This is a genomic window from Streptomyces sp. SLBN-8D4 (assembly GCF_049739545.1).
Lineage (GTDB): Bacteria > Actinomycetota > Actinomycetes > Streptomycetales > Streptomycetaceae > Streptomyces > Streptomyces canus_C.
On record NZ_JBMGQC010000001.1, the window covers coordinates 7,040,772 to 7,056,612 of the forward strand.

Genomic DNA, 15,841 nt, shown 5'->3' on the forward strand with positions numbered 1-15,841 from the left:
ACCCCGGCCTCCCCGGCGGCACCGACCCGCGCGCCCGGCCGTGTCCGCCCCGTCGGCTCACCTCACCCGTACCGCTCCACCAACTCCCGCACATAGGCCTCAAGCCGCCCGCCCAGCACCTCCGGTGTCAGATCGGTGCGTCCGAGTTCGCGCCACGGCCCGGCGAGCTTCGCCGCGTCGGGGCAGTAGGCGAGGGCGTCGAGGAGCCGCCAGTACAAGTGGTCCCGTCCGTCGGCGAGTCGGTGTCCACCGTGCGCCTCGTACCGCTGCCGGAAGGCGAGGCCGTGCTCGGGGCCGTGGAGCAGGGCCAGGGCCGTCGAACAGTGGGCGACGTCGAGGTCGGCGGGTCCCCAGGAGGTCTCCACCCAGTCGACCACCCCGCTGATCCGCAGCTCGGCGCCCGCCCCGGTGAACAGCACGTTCCCGGGGTGGAAGTCCCGGTGCAGGAAGCGGCCCTCGTACGGTGGCGGGTCGCGGCGGATGACGTCCACGGCCCGTTCCCACAGCTGGCCCCGCACGCCCCGCACCTTCTCCGGCCAGGTCCACGCCTGATAGCTGCGCGGCCGCTCCCCGGGAACGACCCGGTGGACCCGCACGAGTTGGGCCGCCAGCAGGTCCAGCCGCCGTTCGAGATCCTCCTCGTCGACCCGGACCCGCCCCGGCAGCCGGGACATCAACAGCGAGGGATGGTCGCAGTGTTCGGCCGTCGCGTCCACGGCGACCGGCGCGGGGGCCGGAACACCTCCGGCGTCGGCGAGCAGTGCCAGGACCGCGGCCTCGCGGTTCAGCAGACCGGGGGCGTGCCGCCGGAAGAACGGCTTCACGAACGACCGCAGGACCAGCTCGGTGCCGTCGTCGAGGGTCAGCCGGCGCATCTGGGAGCTCCAACCTCCCGACAGGAAGCCCGAGTCGACGACCGTACGGCCCGCGGGGAGCTGCTTGGCCACCCAGCCCCGCGTCGCCGTCCACCCGCGGTCGCCGAGTCCGGTCAGCAGCGCGGACACCAACTCCCGCCGCCCGCCCGAGTGATCACACAGCCATAGGCCCAATTTGTGGTCGGCATCCGGCAGTTCGAGGCGCGTGAACTGGGACCGGGAGGTCAGCGCCTCCTGCACGGCCTCGGTCACCTCCGGCGGGATCACCGCGTCCGTGCCCGGTACCGCGAGCACCGCCCGCCCCTCGTACGCCCGCAGCACGTCGAGCGCAGGGGACCGCCGCCAGCTGTCCGGCCGACGGATGATCTCGCTGAACTCCCCGTCGCCGCGCCCGAACGGCACCTCCCAGGCCTCACCCGCGTACACGGCGGGCGCGCACAGCCCCAGCGCCGCCACCCGCTCGCCGTAGTGCCGGGCGAGGTCCGCCACCGTCTGCCCGCTCATGCTGAACCCGACCAGCACCAGCGGCCCGTCCGCCGGTGCGTGCGCGTCGATCACGGCGACCGCCTGCTCGAACCGGCGGCGCAGACTCGACTCCCGCAGGTCGCCGGAGCTTTCGCCGTGCCCGGAGAAGTCGAAGGCGAGTGCGCGGATGCCGTGTGCCAGGAACATGTCGAGCAGCGGCAGCAACCGCTCCTTGCTGCCGTTGCCCGCGCCGTGCAGCAGCACGGCGGTGGTCGCGGCCGGACCGCCGCCGTACACCCCGCTGAGGCGTTCACCGTCGTGTGCCTGGACGAAAGGCATGGGTGGGACAGGCTCGGGTGTGACAGGAGAGAGTCCGCTCATCGTCCCATTCACTCACGGCACTTGAGCCCTCCGCGCCGGGCCGCGGGAAAAGGAGATGCACGCCGAGTGAGCGATTCCCTACGCTGGATACGCGTTACGGAGCCTCCCGCCACCTCTTCGCGCAGGGCAGGCATCACCCCGTGCATCGGGGGCTAGTCTTCTACACCACACCCACGCACACGGAGGCCCGTCATGGGCACCATCGTCCTTTCCGGGACCGTCGTCCTGGTCATCCTGGGCTTCGGGAACCACACCTGGTGGCTCGCCGCCGTAGCCCTGCTCTTCGTGTACATGCAGTACGGCCGGGGCGGTGCCTCGGCGTCCTCGTCGGGCGGCTCGTCAGGCCCGTCCGGCGGTTCGTCCGGCGGTGGTTCGGGGGCCGCGCCCGGCAGCTACCGGGCCTACCGCGACCGCCGGGACAAGCAGGCCAAGTGGGACCGCCGGTACCGCCGCGAACGTCCGCTGGAGTCCCGTCGGCAGACGCGCGAGTAGTAGGGCCGTCGGCTCAGAGGCCGGGGGCGCCCCACAGGGGGAACCAGCGGTTCAGGTCCTGCTCGATCCGTAGATCGTTCGTGAGCGCGGCCTTCACCCGCAGCTCCAGGGGGTTGTCGCGCCGCTGTCCCTCGCCGGGGAGCGGCGCGAAGGGGTAGAAGGTGCCGCGTTTGTAGAGGTAGACCAGCGCGAGGGAACGGCCCTCGGTGTCCTGGAACCCGGCCAGCGAGCACAGCAGTTGCGGCCCGAAGCCGTTGACCTCCATCGAACTGTTCACCGCGTGCAGGTCGTTGACCAGCTGCGGCAGCTGGTCCGGGGTGCGCTCGGAGACCAGCCAGGAGTAGCCGAACTCGTCCCTGGTGAGCCGCACCGGCGGGCCGTCCCGGTCGGCGTCCGCGTCCAGCAGCGCCTGGACCTCCCGGTGCGTCTGCTCGAAGGCCGCTCCCTCGACCGTGGCGAAGCACACCGCCCCGCGCCCGGTCGGCGTGAAGGAGGCGGCCGCCTCCAGTGTGACGGCCGCCGACGGCAGCGCGAAGAGCTGGTCGAGATCGGGCGCGACGGGCTTCGTGCGCCCGAGCAGGATGTCCAGCAGCCCCATCCTCACTCCGCCTTGCTGTTCCCGGGCGTCGCCGCCTCACCCAGCTCCGTGGAGATCCGCCCCAGTTGCTCCAGCCGCTGTTCCAGGGACGGGTGGGTCGAGAAGATCCGCTCGATGCCGGGCTCCTTGCCGGTGGCCGGGGTGAAGTAGAAGGCGTTGAAGGCCTGGGCGGTACGCAGGTCCTTGGTGGGGATGCGGGCGATCTCCCCGGAGACCTTGGTGAGCGCGGAGGCGAGGGCCGAGGGCCGGCCGGTGAGGAGGGCCGCCGCCCGGTCCGCCGCCAGCTCCCGGTACCGGGACAATGCCCTGATCAGCAGGAAGCTGAGCGCGTACACGGCCGCCGAGACACCCATCACGGCGGCGAAGATCACGGCGGTGTTCTGGTCCTTGCGCCCGCCGAAGAGCTGGCTGTAGAAGGCGAACCGCACGATCAGCCCGGCGATCACCCCGAGGAACGAGGCGATGGTGATCACGGCGACGTCCTTGTGCGCCACGTGCGACAGCTCGTGCGCGAGCACACCCTCCAGCTCGGCGGGGTCCAGCCGCCGCAGCAGCCCGGTGGTCACGCACACCACGGCGTTGTCCGGGTTGCGCCCGGTGGCGAACGCGTTGGGCATGTCCATCGTGGACACCGCGACGACGGGCTTGGGCATGTCCGCGATGGCGCACAGCCGGTCGACCACGGCGTGCAGTTCGGGATACTCCTCCCGTCCCACGACCCGCCCGCGCATCGCGAACATCGCGATCTTGTCGGAGAACCAGAACTGCGCCACGAACATCACGGCGATCAGCCCCACGACCAGCAACCAGGACTTCAGCAACACGATCAACGCGGCGAAGAAGGCCACGTACAGCAGCCCGAGCAGGAACATCGTGACCGTCATCCGCACGGTCAGCCGCCGGTCGCTCCGGAAACGACTCCGCATCTGAACCACCCCGCAGTCAGGCACTCGTCCCACCACTCAGTGTGCACCCGTCCCTGCCCATGAAGTAGTGCCGATCAGCCCTAGGACCAGCAAAGGCTCAGGCCGTGATCCCGGCCTCCCCTCAGGCCCTGACCCCCGCCTCCCACTTGAGCCTGTGCACGGTGTACGTGTCGAGGAGGCGAGCCCGGTCCAGCAGCTCGCCCACCTCCGCCGACCCGTGCGGCACATCGGCCGTGGGACGCCAACGCCGCACGGACTGCCGGGCCCGGTACCGCAGCCGGTCGTCCGGGTCGTCGATCAGCGCGACGGCCGCCCGCAGCCGTACGAGCGCCTCGTGCGCGTCGAGCAGCCGGAACGCGGAGACCCGCACCTGCCGAGGCCGCTCCGGCGCCAGCCGTGGCATCAGCCACCGCTCGTCCAGCACTGGGGCGGAGGGCACCAGCGCGAGGGCCGCCTCGCGTACGACCCCGGGCGCGGGGTCGTCCAGCAGCTCCCGCATCCGCGCCACGTCCGTCACGTCCAGCGCCCGCAGCCCGGCCACGGCCCGGGCCCGCACCGCTGCCACCGCGTGCGAGGTGAGCGCCCACAACAGCTCGGCGTCGGCCCGTTCCCCGCACTCCGCGAGCCCGCTCACGGCCCCGGCCGGCAGCGCGGGGCCGCCCGCCCCGCATCGCTCCCGGTACCAGGCGAGCGGATCGTCTCCCGCCTGCCGAAGGACGTACCGGGCACAGGCCCGCACCACCCCGGCCCGGTCCCCGAGAAACCCCTCGGCCCGACGGCTCCGCCCGGCCCGCCGCAACGCGGTGACCCCGGCCGCCCGGGCCTGCGCCCCACGGGCACCGAGCAGCGGTTCGAGTACGTCGTCGTAGGCGTCGCGATCCGCTACGGCGCCGGCCTGCCCGCTTGCCCCCCTCTGCGCGAGTCCCGCCAGGGCCGCGTCCGCGCACCGGGACTGGATGACCAGGTCGGTGTCCCGGGCGGCGGCGCGGGCGAGCTCGGCGGGGGAGAGGTACCCCTCCTCGACGGCGAGGCGGTAGGCGTATCGCCGCGCGGTCCGGTCGGCGTCGGTGTACAGCGGCGCGAGCGTCTCCCGGGGTGCGGCGCGCAGCAGTCGGGTGGCGAGGTCGGTGACGAAGTCGCCCCGGCCCCGACGCCCGATCCGCAGGATCAGTGGCATCAGCCGTACCGAGGACTCGGCGTCGAGTACCTCCGCCAGCAGCCGCCGGGCGTCCGCACGCACCGGCGGTGCCCAGTCGGAGCACCGCACGACCATGAGCGGAAGCAGTTGAGGGAGTGTGGTGGCGCGCTCCAGAGCCGCCGCCCGGATCCTGCCCTGCCGGTGGCACAGCCCGAGCGCGAGCCACCCCGCAGTGAGCGGCCGGACGTCGGAGCCGCCGGTGAGGGCCCCCGTCAGTGTCCGTCCGGCCTCGGTCCGCTCCCAGGCCGGCAGCCAGTCCGGACCCGGAGTGATCTCCCGTACCCCGGTGTCCAGCGCGGTCCAGGCGGCCGGGTCGGCCGTGTCGACCGCCTCCCGCAGCGCTGCCCCCTCAGCGAGGCGCACCGCCACCGCTGCCCCGTTCCCGCTGTCCCCGCCCATGCCCGCTCCCGGCCTCGATGTGTCCGGAGATCGTAGGCGGCGCACGCGCGAAAGGCCCCGCGATTTACCCGCTCTCCCGCTGTGGGGTGCGGCTAGTACGACGCCCGGAAGTTCGCGTACCCCAGCAGCAGGATGACCGCCGCCACACTCCCGAGCACGATCGCCGTCGAGCGCCAGGACGAACGGCGAGGTGTCCGCGGCCCAGGATCGGCGCGGAACGGCTGGGGCCTCGGCGGGTTCTCCTTCCAGCGGGCGGCGAGCATCCGGGCCCGTGCCGAGGGCTCCTTGAACTCGGCCCCGTCGGCCCACCTGAGGTCGAACTCCCGCTCCGTGTCGTCCCGTTCGGGCATCGCCCCTACCCCCGTCACTTCTCGAACAGTCGTGCCAGAAACCATACGGCGGCGCCCCCGTCCCGAGAAACCGGGACGGGGGCGCCGTGGAACAGCCGTGAGACCGCCGTGGGACGGCCTACGCGTCGATCACACGTCGAAGTACAGCTCGAACTCGTGCGGGTGCGGACGCAGCTGGAGCGGGGCGATCTCGTTCGTGCGCTTGAAGTCGATCCACGTCTCGATCAGGTCCGGCGTGAAGACGTCGCCCTGGAGGAGGAACTCGTGGTCGGCCTCGAGGCGGTCGAGGACGGCCGGGAGGGAGGTCGGGACCTGCGCGACGCCCGCGTGCTCCTCGGGAGCCAGCTCGTACAGGTCCTTGTCGATCGGCTCGGCCGGCTCGATCTTGTTCTTGATGCCGTCCAGGCCCGCGAGGAGCAGGGCCGAGAAGGCCAGGTACGGGTTGCCGGAGGAGTCGGGCGCGCGGAACTCGACGCGCTTGGCCTTCGGGTTGGAGCCCGTGATCGGGATACGCATGGCCGCGGAGCGGTTGCGCTGCGAGTAGACGAGGTTGATCGGGGCCTCGAAGCCCGGGACCAGGCGGTGGTACGAGTTCACCGTCGGGTTGGTGAAGGCCAGCAGCGACGGGGCGTGCTTGAGGATGCCGCCGATGTAGTAGCGGGCGGTGTCCGACAGGCCCGCGTAACCGGCCTCGTCGTAGAAGAGCGGCTGGCCACCGGTCCACAGGGACTGGTGGACGTGCATGCCCGAGCCGTTGTCACCGAAGATCGGCTTCGGCATGAAGGTCGCGGTCTTGCCGTTGCGCCAGGCGACGTTCTTCACGATGTACTTGAAGAGCTGGAGGTCGTCGGCCGCGGCGAGCAGCGTGTTGAACTTGTAGTTGATCTCGGCCTGGCCGGCGGTGCCCACCTCGTGGTGCTGGCGCTCGACCTGGAGGCCGGACTTGGCCAGCTCCAGGGAGATCTCGGCACGCAGGTCGGCGAAGTGGTCGACCGGCGGGACCGGGAAGTAGCCGCCCTTGTAGCGGACCTTGTAACCGCGGTTGTCCTCCAGCGCACCGGTGTTCCAGGCGCCCGCCTCGGAGTCGATGTGGTAGAAGGACTCGTTCGCGCCGGTGGCGAAGCGCACGCTGTCGAACACGTAGAACTCGGCCTCGGGGCCGAAGTACGCGGTGTCGGCGATCCCGGTGGAGGCGAGGTAGGCCTCGGCCTTCTTCGCCACGTTCCGCGGGTCACGGCTGTACTGCTCGCCGGTGATCGGGTCGTGGATGAAGAAGTTGATGTTCAGCGTCTTGTCGCGGCGGAAGGAGTCGACCCGGGCGGTCGACAGGTCCGCGCGCAGCGCCATGTCGGACTCGTGGATGGCCTGGAAGCCACGGATCGACGAGCCGTCGAACGCGAGCTCCTCGTCCGGGTCGAACGCCTCGACGGGCAGCGTGAAGTGCTGCATGACGCCCGGCAGGTCGCAGAATCGGACGTCGACGAACTTGACGTCCTCGTCCGCGATGAACTTCTTGGCCTCGTCGGCGTTCTGGAACATCCAGCTCCTCCTACTCCCGACCGTTCCTGGACCGGGGTGGTAGTTCGTTCGTGCGGCCAGTGCGGTGGCACACGCTGTCCACGACCCTAGGGACGGGTGGTTTCTCGGGCGTGACCCATTTGTTTCGCACAAGTTAACCGGACATCGTCGGCCCGGCCCCACCTGTCCGTATCCCGAAACGCTGGCAGTACCGTGGACGCGTGGACAAGAGGGATGCAATCGGATCGTGGCTCTCCGGCCCCCGCGCGGCCGCCGAGGATGCCGGTGTCGACTTCGGATACCGCGGACAGCAGCTCGGCCTGCCGGAGGAGGGGCCGGGGTCGATCGCCCGCCCCGGGCGACGGCTGGGCGCCCTCGCCGTGGACTGGGCGATGAGCGTCCTGATTGCATCCCGGTTGATCACCCAGAGCTACGGCGACCCCTCGACCTCGAACTGGTCGCTGCTCGTCTTCTTCGTGATGGGCGTCCTCACGGTCGGCACCATCGGCTTCACCCCGGGCAAGCGCCTCTTCGGCCTGCGCGTGGTCGCCCTCGACACCGGCCGCGTGAACCCGGCGCGCGCCCTCCTGCGCACGGTCCTGCTCTGCCTCGCCCTCCCGGCCCTGATCTGGGACCGCGACGGCAGGGGCCTGCACGACCGGCTCGCGAAGACCGTGGAAGTGCGGATCTGACGACGTCCTGCGTCTTCTGCGTCCCTGGGCGCGTCCCCGTCGCGTCCTTGTCGCATGCTGACAGTCCCGGCGACGAACATGCGCGGCTACTGACTATTGGTCAGTAGGTTCGGGCTCCTAGCGTCTGGCACCCAAGCAACCCTCCCCCGTTGCGAAGGGACCCTCCGGACCGATGAAGAGATCCGCCCTTGTCACGGCCCTCGCCGCCCTCACCGCCGCTCTGCTGGGCGGCGGCCTCGTCTCCGCAGCACCGCAGGCGTCCGCCGCGGCCGCCTGCACCGCCGCCGACGCGGACGTCTACGCACCCCCCGCCACCGTCCCCGCCACCCCGGGCACCGTGCTGGCCTGCCGTTTCCGTGGCGCTGAGCCAGGTGCCGGGCACCGTCGCCATGTCCGCGTGGAAGGTCCGCTACAGCTCCACCGACAACCAGGGCCGGCCCGTCGCCGTCTCCGGCACCCTCGCCGTCCCCACGGCGCCCTGGACCGGCTCCGGCACCCGCCCCGTCGTGGCCTTCCACCCCGGCACCCTCGGCCTCGGCCCCCAGTGCGCGTTCTCCAAGCAGCTCGCCGGGGCCTACCAGGACGAGTACGAGGGCGACAACATCGCGGCCCTGCTCAAGGCCGGTTACGCCGTCGCCACCACCGACGGCCCCGGCTACCTCGACGGCCAGACCCACCGCTACGTCGCCGGCACCGACTCCGGCCACGCCCTGCTCGACATCGCCCGCGCCGCCCCCGCCGTACCGGGCAGCGGCCTGTCCCGGCAGGCCCGCGTCGGTCTGTGGGGCTACTCCGAGGGCGGCGCGGCCAGCCTGTGGGCGGCCCAGCTGGCGGCGTCCTACGCACCCGACCTGAACGTGGTCGGGGACGCGTCCGGCGGCGTCCCCGGTGATCTGAAGCAGGTGGCGGGCGGGCTCGACGGCAGCGCCTTCGCCGGGTTCCTCGCCGACGCGGCCGTCGGCGTCCAGGCCGCCTATCCCACGCTGCCCCTCGACTCGCTCCTCAACGACCAGGGCAAGGAGGCCGTGAGGACCGCCAAGTCCGTGTGCCTGGCCGGCACCGTCACCGCCCTCGCGGGCAAGAGCATCAAGGACTTCACCACGGCCGGCCTCACCCTCGACCAGCTCTACCGGCAGCGCGGCAGCGACGGCCGCACCTGGGGCCAGGTCCTGGACGCCCAGAAACTCGGTGTGAACCTCGGGACCCACAAGATCGCCTTCCCCGTCCTCCAGTACCGCGGCGCCCTCGACGAGGTCATCCCCACCACCACCGAGGACGCCGTCCGCACCGCCTACTGCGCGGCAGGCGTGAGGACCGGCTGGAAGATCTACGCCGGCGACCATCTGCTCACCGACAACCAGGCCGTCGGCGACGTCGTCTCCTGGCTCGGCGACCGGTTCGCGGGCAGGTCCGCCCAGAGCGACTGCTGATCCGCTACGACGATGGGGGCGCCCGGTGTCACACCGGGCGCCCCCATCGTCGTACGAGAAAACTCAGCGGGCCTTGCCGCCGCCCTTCGGCAGCTTCATGCCCTTCGGCATCGGGCCCTTCGGGAGCGGCATGTTGCTCATCAGGTCGCCCATCGCCCGCAGCCGGTCGTTGGTGGCGGTCACCTGGGGGCCGGTCAGCACGCGCGGTAGCTTGAGCATCGTGGTCCGCACCTTCTTGAGCGGGACCTGGCCCTCGCCCGTGCCGACGAGGATGTCGTGCACCGGTACGTCCGCGACGATGCGGTTCATCTTCCGCTTCTCGGCGGCCAGCAGGCCCTTGACCCGGTTCGGGTTGCCCTCGGCGACCAGGACGATGCCGGCCTTGCCGACGGCCCGGTGCACCACGTCCTGGCTGCGGTTCATCGCCACCGCGGGGGTGGTCGTCCAGCCCCGGCCGATGTTGTCCAGTACGGCCGCGGCGGCACCCGGCTGGCCCTCCATCTGCCCGAACGCGGCCCGCTCGGCCCGGCGCCCGAAGATGATCGCCGTCCCGAGGAAGGCGAGCAGGAAGCCCAGGATGCCGAGGTAGACCGGGTGGCCGATCAGGAAACCGATGGCGAGAAAGACGCCGAGGATGAGGAGGAAGACACCCGCGAGTACCAGGCCGATCTTCTTGTCGGCCTTGCGGGTCATCTTGTACGTCAGGGCGATCTGCTTCAGTCGCCCGCTGTTCGCGGCATCCGCCGCACTGTCACTTCTCGCCATGCCCCGAAGTCTACGTGGCTCCGCAGACGCCGACGACGGCAGTGTCCGCCCCTCGGAAGGGGAGGGTTTCAGGAGCTGACGGTGAAGGTCTGGTCCAGCACGCGCTGCACCTCGACCCGGTCCTTGGCGTGGCGGCGGTCCTCCAGGACGGAGGTCCAGGCGTTGCGGCGGGCGGTGCGCTGACCGCTGCTCATGAGCAGCGACTCGACGGCACGCAGTGCAGTGGAGAAGGACGGGATGGCGGTGGCGCGAACCGGCGCGGCCTGCATGATGGAGGTCCCCCCTCGGGATGGCGGCTCTGGTGAGTGATGCACGGGGTGTACAAGCAGGGTCACTGATTGGTGTTACCAGGGCGTGACCGACCGGTCAAACGCCCATGAAGCCTCGATGCTCCGCCCGAAAACACGGACGCGGCCCCGATGACCCCCCTATCTGCGGGGATGTCCGGGACCGCGTCAATCGGCCACTACCGAGCGGTAGTTGCTTGTGCTCGGATTCACACGTTTGGCGTGGCACTCCGTGCCATTCGGGGGATGCTCAGACGGCCTGCGAGGCGACGTACGCGCCCCGCTTCTCCACGGCCATCTGGTAGAGCCGGCCCGCCCGGTAGGAGGACCTGACGAGGGGCCCGGACATCACACCGGAGAAGCCGATCTGCTCGGCCTCCTCCTTCAGCTCCACGAACTCCTGCGGCTTGACCCAGCGCTCCACGGGGTGGTGGCGCACCGACGGGCGCAGGTACTGCGTGATGGTGACGAGCTCGCAGCCCGCGTCGTGCAGCTGCTGGAGCGCCTCGCTGACCTCCTCGCGGGTCTCGCCCATGCCGAGGATCAGGTTGGACTTGGTCACCAGGCCGAAGTCACGGGCGTCGGTGATGACCTTCAGCGAGCGCTCGTAGCGGAAGCCGGGGCGGATGCGCTTGAAGATCCGCGGGACCGTCTCGACGTTGTGCGCGAAGACCTCGGGGCGGGACTCGAAGACCTGCTGGAGCAGCTCCGGCACGGCGTTGAAGTCGGGAGCGAGGAGTTCGACCTTGGTGCGGCCCGCCTCACGAGAAGACGTCTGCTCGTGGATCTGGCGGACCGTCTCGGCGTACAGCCAGGCGCCGCCGTCCTCCAGGTCGTCGCGGGCGACGCCGGTGATGGTGGCGTAGTTCAGGTCCATGGTGACCACGGACTCGCCGACGCGGCGCGGCTCGTCCCGGTCGAGGGCCTCGGGCTTGCCGGTGTCGATCTGGCAGAAGTCGCACCGCCGGGTGCACTGGTCGCCGCCGATGAGGAAGGTCGCCTCGCGGTCCTCCCAGCACTCGTAGATGTTGGGGCAGCCGGCTTCCTGGCAGACCGTGTGCAGGCCCTCGCTCTTCACGAGTTTCTGCATGGCGGTGTACTCGGGACCCATTTTCGCCCGGGTCTTGATCCACTCGGGCTTGCGCTCGATGGGGGTCTGGGCGTTGCGGACCTCCAGGCGCAGCATCTTGCGTCCGTCGGGGGCGACTGCGGACACGACCGGCTCCCTAGCGTTTGATTCTTCGGCGTTGTTCAGGGTACGCCCGTTGATTTGAAAGTCTGCGGCGGTGTTCAGGCTGCCGGTGTCTTCTCGATCACCCTCGGCTTGAGTTCCGCGTTCTCCAGTACGTCCCGCAGGTGCCGTTCGGCGACGGGGCAGCACCTCGTCGATCGTCACGTCCCGGCCGAGCTCGCCGGCGAGGGAGGCGACACCGGCGTCGCGGATGCCGCAGGGGATGATCCGGTCGAACCACTTGTTGTCCGGGTTCACGTTCAGCGCGAAACCGTGCATCGTCACGCCCTTGGCGACGCGGATGCCGATCGCCGCGATCTTGCGGTCCTCGCGCCGCTGGCCCGCGTTGGACGGGGCGTACTCCGGGCCGTTCATGCGCGGGTCGAACTCCTCGTCCGTCAGCCGGGGATCGAAGTCCAGGGAGAGCCCGCCGATCGCCGGACGCGTCTCGACCGGGTCGCCGAGCACCCACACGCCGCTGCGGCCCTCGACCCGGGTGGTCTCCACGCCGAACTCCGCGCAGGTGCGGATCAGGGCCTCCTCCAGACGCCGTACGTGCGCCACCACGTCCACCGGCCGCGGGAGCTTCTGGATCGGGTAGCCCACCAGCTGGCCCGGGCCGTGCCAGGTGATCTTGCCGCCGCGGTCCACGTCGACGACCGGGGTGCCGTCCAGGGGGCGTTCGTTGTCCGCGGTGCGCCGGCCCGCCGTATACACAGGGGGGTGTTCGAGCAGCAGGACGGTGTCGGGGATCTCGTCCTCGAACCGCGCCGCGTGCACCCGGCGCTGCTCGTCCCAGGCTTCCCGGTACTCGACCGCGTCCGCACCGAACCCCATGCGGACGAACCGCAACCCACTCACGGCAAGCGCCTCCCTAGAAGGTCGTAAGGCACGAAGGGTGCCTACGCCACTGTACGTCCGGGCCGCGGGCGTCAGCCCTGGGGGCAATCCTCACACGATCGGATGAACGAGCGTCGAAGTGTGCGATCGCCTGCTCACTCTCCGCTACATTCGCGCCGTTCGTAGAGGCCATAAGGGCTGCTCACAGGCAATCCGGGCACCACGTGACCACGTGACGGCCCGAAAGGCAGGAGACCGCACCGCAGATGACGGAACGACCCGCGCAGCGCACTCCCAATCGACAGCTCGCCGCGCTCATCGCAGAAGCGGGGTTCTCCAACGCGGGTCTCGCCCGACGTGTGGACCAGCTCGGTCTCGAACACGGGCTGGATCTCAGATACGACAAGACCTCCGTGACCCGGTGGCTGCGCGGGCAGCAGCCCCGGGGCACCACGCCCGCCCTCATCGCCGAGGTCTTCACCCGCCGGCTCGGACGCCGGCTCTCCGCGCAGGACCTCGGCCTCGACGCCTGCGCGCCCGTCTACGCCGGGCTGGAGTTCGCCGCCGGACCCGAGGAGGCCGTCGATATCGTCAGCGGGCTGTGGCGCAAGGACTCCGGCAGCCACGCCGAACTCCGCAAGATCGCCTTCACCCCGGCCGGACTGGTCGTGCCCAGCCGCGACTGGCTGATCGGCCGCCCCGACGACAGGGTCGCCCGCGGTGAGCCTCCCCTCCGGGTCCCTGCCCAGGGGCGCCCGGTGGTGCCCCGGCAGCGCGGCCATGCCGAACGCGGGCCCGGTCAGAAGGTCACCGGGGGCGACATCGCCGCCCTCGGCTCGGTCGGCGACCTCTTCCGCACCCTCGACGACCAGTACGGCGGCGGCCACGCCCGGCAGGCCCTGGTCCGGTACCTGGAGCACGAGTGCGAGCCGATGCTGCGCGGCACGTACGGGGAGACCACCGGGCGCAGGCTGTTCGCCGCGGCCGCGGACCTGACCCGGCTCGCCGGCTGGACGTCGTACGACATCGCGGCGCACGGGCTCGCGCAGCGGTACTTCGTGCAGGCGCTGCGGCTCGCGCAGGCCGCGGGGGACCGGGCGTACGGGGCGTATGTGCTGGTCACGATGAGCCGGCAGGCCGTGTACCTGGGGCACGGCCGGGAGGCGATCCAGCTCGCGCGGGTGGCCCAGCAGGGTGTCGGCACGACGGCCCCACCGGTCGTCCAGGCGCTGCTGCACTCCGCCGAGGCGCGGGGGCACGGCGTGCTGGGGGAGGTGCGGGCGTGCACGGCGTCCCTGGTCCGCGCGGAGCGGGCCCTGGAGGCGGCGCGTCCCGGCGACGAGGTCCCGAACTGGGCACGGTTCTTCGACGAGGCACAGCTGGCGGACGAGTTCGGGCACTGCCACCGGGACCTGCAGCAGTTCCGGGCGGCGGCGCAACACGCCGAGCGCTCGCTTCAGTTGCGTGCGCCCGCGTACGCCCGCAGTCGGTTGTTCTGCCGGGTCGTGCTCGCCTCCGCGCGGCTCGGGCTGGGTGAGCTGGACCAGGCCTGCTCGCTGGCCGCGGAGGCCGCCGGACAGGCCGCCGAGATGCGGTCGGTGCGGGCGGTGGAGTATGTGCGGGACTTCGAGCGGCGGTTGGAGCCCTATAAGGATGCGGCGCCGGTTCGGAGTTATCGGGACAAGGTTGCTGCGCTGGGGTAGGAGTCTCGCCGTATCCCGGCAGTCCGTTGCCAAGTGCCGCGCCGTCGTGGCTGATCGCGCCCACGCGGCGGAGCCGCATATGGGTACAGCCCCGCGCCCCTGACGGGGCGCGGGTGACCGTCAGGCTGCCTGTGCTGTTGGGGCCGGGTCTGCCCTGTGCATCGAGCCCGACGCGCCCAGGTCCTTCAGGATGGCCGCTGTTGCCCGGTGGGCCGAGTGCAGGGCGCCCTGGACCGTGCTGGTGTCGCGGTGGTCGCCGCAGACGTAGAGGCCGGCCAGGAGGCGCACCGGGCGGCGCAGGTCGTGGGGGGCGGGCATGGCCGGGACCGCCTCCCGGGTGTGGTGGACCGCGAGGGTCTCCCAGCGGTGCGTCGGCGTGCAGTAAAGGCGGGCCAGGTGGGTGCGTACGGCCGTCTCCAGGTCCGGGGGAGGGGTGCCGAGGACCGTCGAGGAGATCAGGGCCCGGCCCGAAGGGGCCCGGCTCGGGTCGACCTCGCTGATCACCGCCGTGTGGGCCACCGGGCCGCCCCGGTCGGCGTCGAGCAGCAGCGCGGAGCCCGTGCGGGGCGGGTCGTCCGTCGTGTGGTGGACGACCGTCACCGGGTGGAAGTCCGGTACCCGCAGTCCTGGCAGCAACTGAGCCGCGGCCACCGCGTCCGTCGCCAGCAGCACCGCCCGGCACCGGATCTCGCCGTGCTCGGCGGTGGTCACCGACGTGGTCGCGACGGACGTGACCCGCACCCCCGTGTGCACGGTCCCGGCCGGCAGCGTCTGCGCGAGCAGCTCCGGAAGCGCCTCCGCGCCTCCTTCCGGGACACACAGCCGCCCGCCCGCGAAGGCCCGCAGCGCGAGGTCGGCGCACCGGCTGGACGTCGTCAGCGCGGGGTCGCACAGCAGCGCGGCGAGCAGCGGACGCAGGAACCCGTCGATCGTGCGCGCGGGCAGCCCCCGGGCCGCGAGCGCCTGCCCGGCGGGCAGTTCGGGACGGGCGAGGAGGCGTTCGACGGGCACGTGGGCGAGCCGGGTGAGCGCGGCACCGAGCCGGGCCTGATCGACGGCACCGCCGAGCGGCGCGGCCCCGCGGGCGACCCGGGACGCGGTTCCCTGACCGGCACCGGGCAGCACCCGGAACGCGGCCCTCCGCGACGCCGCCACCAGCCCCGGTCCCGGCACCCCCCGAGGGGCGCTCGCCAGGGCGCGCACCGCGCGCAGTGCGCCCCTCGCGCTCCGGGCGCCCGCCGGAGCGTCCACCCGGTGGTGGCGCCCGTCGCGGTGCAGCAGGACCCCCGGCGCGAACGGGCGCAGTACGAGCCCGTCGAGTCCCGGTGTCAGCCGCAGTTCGGGATACGCCGTGGACAGCAGCTGTCCGATCCGGTCGAGCCGGAAGCCGTCGATCTTCTCGGTCGACATGCGGCCGCCCACGCAGGGGGCGGCCTCCAACACCGCGACGGTCACTCCTTGGCTGGTCAGTCGATGTGCCGCGGAGAGTCCGGCGACCCCGGCTCCCACGATCACGACGTCCGCCTGGTACGCGGGCTCAAGCACGTGCCCCTCCTCGAGGTTGCGCGGCCGGTGGGGACGTCATGCCCCCAACAGGCTCCGGGGATACCCGAGTTCGGGTCGAGGGTAGGGCTGCGACCGGTCAGGAACAGTCGCGCATCGGCAGGGCACGGTCGCACACCGGTCGCATC

Annotated in this window: 13 protein-coding genes and 2 pseudogenes; 4 read left to right on the plus strand and 11 right to left on the minus strand. The window is 71.6% G+C overall.

What is annotated here, in order from left to right:
- Positions 1 to 62 precede the first annotated feature (62 nt).
- Complete coding sequence (locus RKD20_RS31960) at positions 63 to 1,679, minus strand: alpha/beta fold hydrolase (protein ID WP_424880735.1); 1,617 nt, start codon at positions 1,677 to 1,679, stop codon at positions 63 to 65.
- Positions 1,680 to 1,913: 234 nt separating this feature from the next.
- Here RKD20_RS31960 and RKD20_RS31965 point away from each other — a divergent pair, with 234 nt between their 5' ends.
- Positions 1,914 to 2,213, plus strand: a complete 300-nt coding sequence (locus RKD20_RS31965) for a hypothetical protein (RefSeq protein WP_424880736.1) — start codon at positions 1,914 to 1,916, stop codon at positions 2,211 to 2,213.
- Between the two features lie 13 nt (positions 2,214 to 2,226).
- On the opposite strand, the gene pspAB is transcribed toward RKD20_RS31965, so the two are convergent.
- The 5 genes from pspAB to glnA form a co-directional block, all read right to left on the minus strand.
- Positions 2,227 to 2,811 carry a PspA-associated protein PspAB gene (gene pspAB, locus RKD20_RS31970; RefSeq protein WP_020115890.1) on the minus strand — a complete coding sequence of 195 codons (585 nt, stop codon included), beginning with the start codon at positions 2,809 to 2,811 and terminating at the stop codon, positions 2,227 to 2,229.
- A gap of 2 nt (positions 2,812 to 2,813) precedes the next feature.
- Positions 2,814 to 3,737: a zinc metalloprotease HtpX gene (gene htpX, locus RKD20_RS31975; protein ID WP_424880737.1), complete on the minus strand. Its 924-nt coding sequence runs from the start codon at positions 3,735 to 3,737 to the stop codon at positions 2,814 to 2,816.
- Between the two features lie 121 nt (positions 3,738 to 3,858).
- On the minus strand, positions 3,859 to 5,334 hold the full coding sequence (locus RKD20_RS31980) for a hypothetical protein (protein ID WP_424880738.1): 1,476 nt from the start codon (positions 5,332 to 5,334) through the stop codon (positions 3,859 to 3,861).
- A 92-nt stretch (positions 5,335 to 5,426) separates the two neighbouring features.
- Positions 5,427 to 5,684, minus strand: coding sequence for a hypothetical protein (locus RKD20_RS31985; RefSeq protein WP_424880739.1), 258 nt, complete (start codon positions 5,682 to 5,684; stop codon positions 5,427 to 5,429).
- A 129-nt stretch (positions 5,685 to 5,813) separates the two neighbouring features.
- On the minus strand, positions 5,814 to 7,223 hold the full coding sequence (gene glnA / locus RKD20_RS31990) for a type I glutamate--ammonia ligase (protein WP_020115886.1): 1,410 nt from the start codon (positions 7,221 to 7,223) through the stop codon (positions 5,814 to 5,816).
- Positions 7,224 to 7,423: 200 nt separating this feature from the next.
- Here glnA and RKD20_RS31995 point away from each other — a divergent pair, with 200 nt between their 5' ends.
- Together RKD20_RS31995 and RKD20_RS32000 are read left to right on the plus strand one after the other, a co-directional pair.
- Complete coding sequence (locus RKD20_RS31995) at positions 7,424 to 7,894, plus strand: RDD family protein (RefSeq protein ID WP_424880740.1); 471 nt, start codon at positions 7,424 to 7,426, stop codon at positions 7,892 to 7,894.
- 172 nt (positions 7,895 to 8,066) lie between these two features.
- A pseudogene (locus RKD20_RS32000) lies at positions 8,067 to 9,324 on the plus strand (lipase family protein).
- 63 nt (positions 9,325 to 9,387) lie between these two features.
- Here the strand turns inward: RKD20_RS32000 and RKD20_RS32005 are convergent.
- From RKD20_RS32005 to lipB, 4 genes and pseudogenes are all read right to left on the minus strand, one after another.
- The gene (locus tag RKD20_RS32005; RefSeq protein WP_020115884.1) at positions 9,388 to 10,089 is read right to left on the minus strand and encodes a DUF4191 domain-containing protein; all 702 of its coding nucleotides are present in this window, start codon (positions 10,087 to 10,089) and stop codon (positions 9,388 to 9,390) included.
- 68 nt (positions 10,090 to 10,157) lie between these two features.
- Positions 10,158 to 10,358, minus strand: coding sequence for a hypothetical protein (locus RKD20_RS32010; protein ID WP_424880741.1), 201 nt, complete (start codon positions 10,356 to 10,358; stop codon positions 10,158 to 10,160).
- A gap of 268 nt (positions 10,359 to 10,626) precedes the next feature.
- Positions 10,627 to 11,592, minus strand: coding sequence for a lipoyl synthase (gene lipA, locus RKD20_RS32015; RefSeq protein ID WP_280851922.1), 966 nt, complete (start codon positions 11,590 to 11,592; stop codon positions 10,627 to 10,629).
- A 74-nt stretch (positions 11,593 to 11,666) separates the two neighbouring features.
- Positions 11,667 to 12,468 (minus strand): annotated as a pseudogene (gene lipB, locus RKD20_RS32020) (lipoyl(octanoyl) transferase LipB).
- Positions 12,469 to 12,713: 245 nt separating this feature from the next.
- On the opposite strand from lipB, the gene RKD20_RS32025 reads away from it, so the two are divergent.
- Complete coding sequence (locus tag RKD20_RS32025; RefSeq protein WP_424880742.1) at positions 12,714 to 14,150, plus strand: regulator; 1,437 nt, start codon at positions 12,714 to 12,716, stop codon at positions 14,148 to 14,150.
- 120 nt (positions 14,151 to 14,270) lie between these two features.
- On the opposite strand, the gene RKD20_RS32030 is transcribed toward RKD20_RS32025, so the two are convergent.
- Positions 14,271 to 15,695, minus strand: a complete 1,425-nt coding sequence (locus RKD20_RS32030) for an NAD(P)/FAD-dependent oxidoreductase (protein WP_424880743.1) — start codon at positions 15,693 to 15,695, stop codon at positions 14,271 to 14,273.
- Positions 15,696 to 15,841 lie beyond the last annotated feature (146 nt).

Coding starts and splice junctions, on each gene's coding strand:
- RKD20_RS31960 (WP_424880735.1), bottom strand. CDS start 1,679: ATGCCTTTCGTCCAGGCACACGACGGTGAACGCCTCAGCGGGGTGTAC.
- RKD20_RS31965 (WP_424880736.1), top strand. CDS start 1,914: ATGGGCACCATCGTCCTTTCCGGGACCGTCGTCCTGGTCATCCTGGGC.
- pspAB (WP_020115890.1), bottom strand. CDS start 2,811: ATGGGGCTGCTGGACATCCTGCTCGGGCGCACGAAGCCCGTCGCGCCC.
- htpX (WP_424880737.1), bottom strand. CDS start 3,737: ATGCGGAGTCGTTTCCGGAGCGACCGGCGGCTGACCGTGCGGATGACG.
- RKD20_RS31980 (WP_424880738.1), bottom strand. CDS start 5,334: ATGGGCGGGGACAGCGGGAACGGGGCAGCGGTGGCGGTGCGCCTCGCT.
- RKD20_RS31985 (WP_424880739.1), bottom strand. CDS start 5,684: ATGCCCGAACGGGACGACACGGAGCGGGAGTTCGACCTCAGGTGGGCC.
- glnA (WP_020115886.1), bottom strand. CDS start 7,223: ATGTTCCAGAACGCCGACGAGGCCAAGAAGTTCATCGCGGACGAGGAC.
- RKD20_RS32005 (WP_020115884.1), bottom strand. CDS start 10,089: ATGGCGAGAAGTGACAGTGCGGCGGATGCCGCGAACAGCGGGCGACTG.
- RKD20_RS32010 (WP_424880741.1), bottom strand. CDS start 10,358: ATGCAGGCCGCGCCGGTTCGCGCCACCGCCATCCCGTCCTTCTCCACT.
- RKD20_RS32025 (WP_424880742.1), top strand. CDS start 12,714: ATGACGGAACGACCCGCGCAGCGCACTCCCAATCGACAGCTCGCCGCG.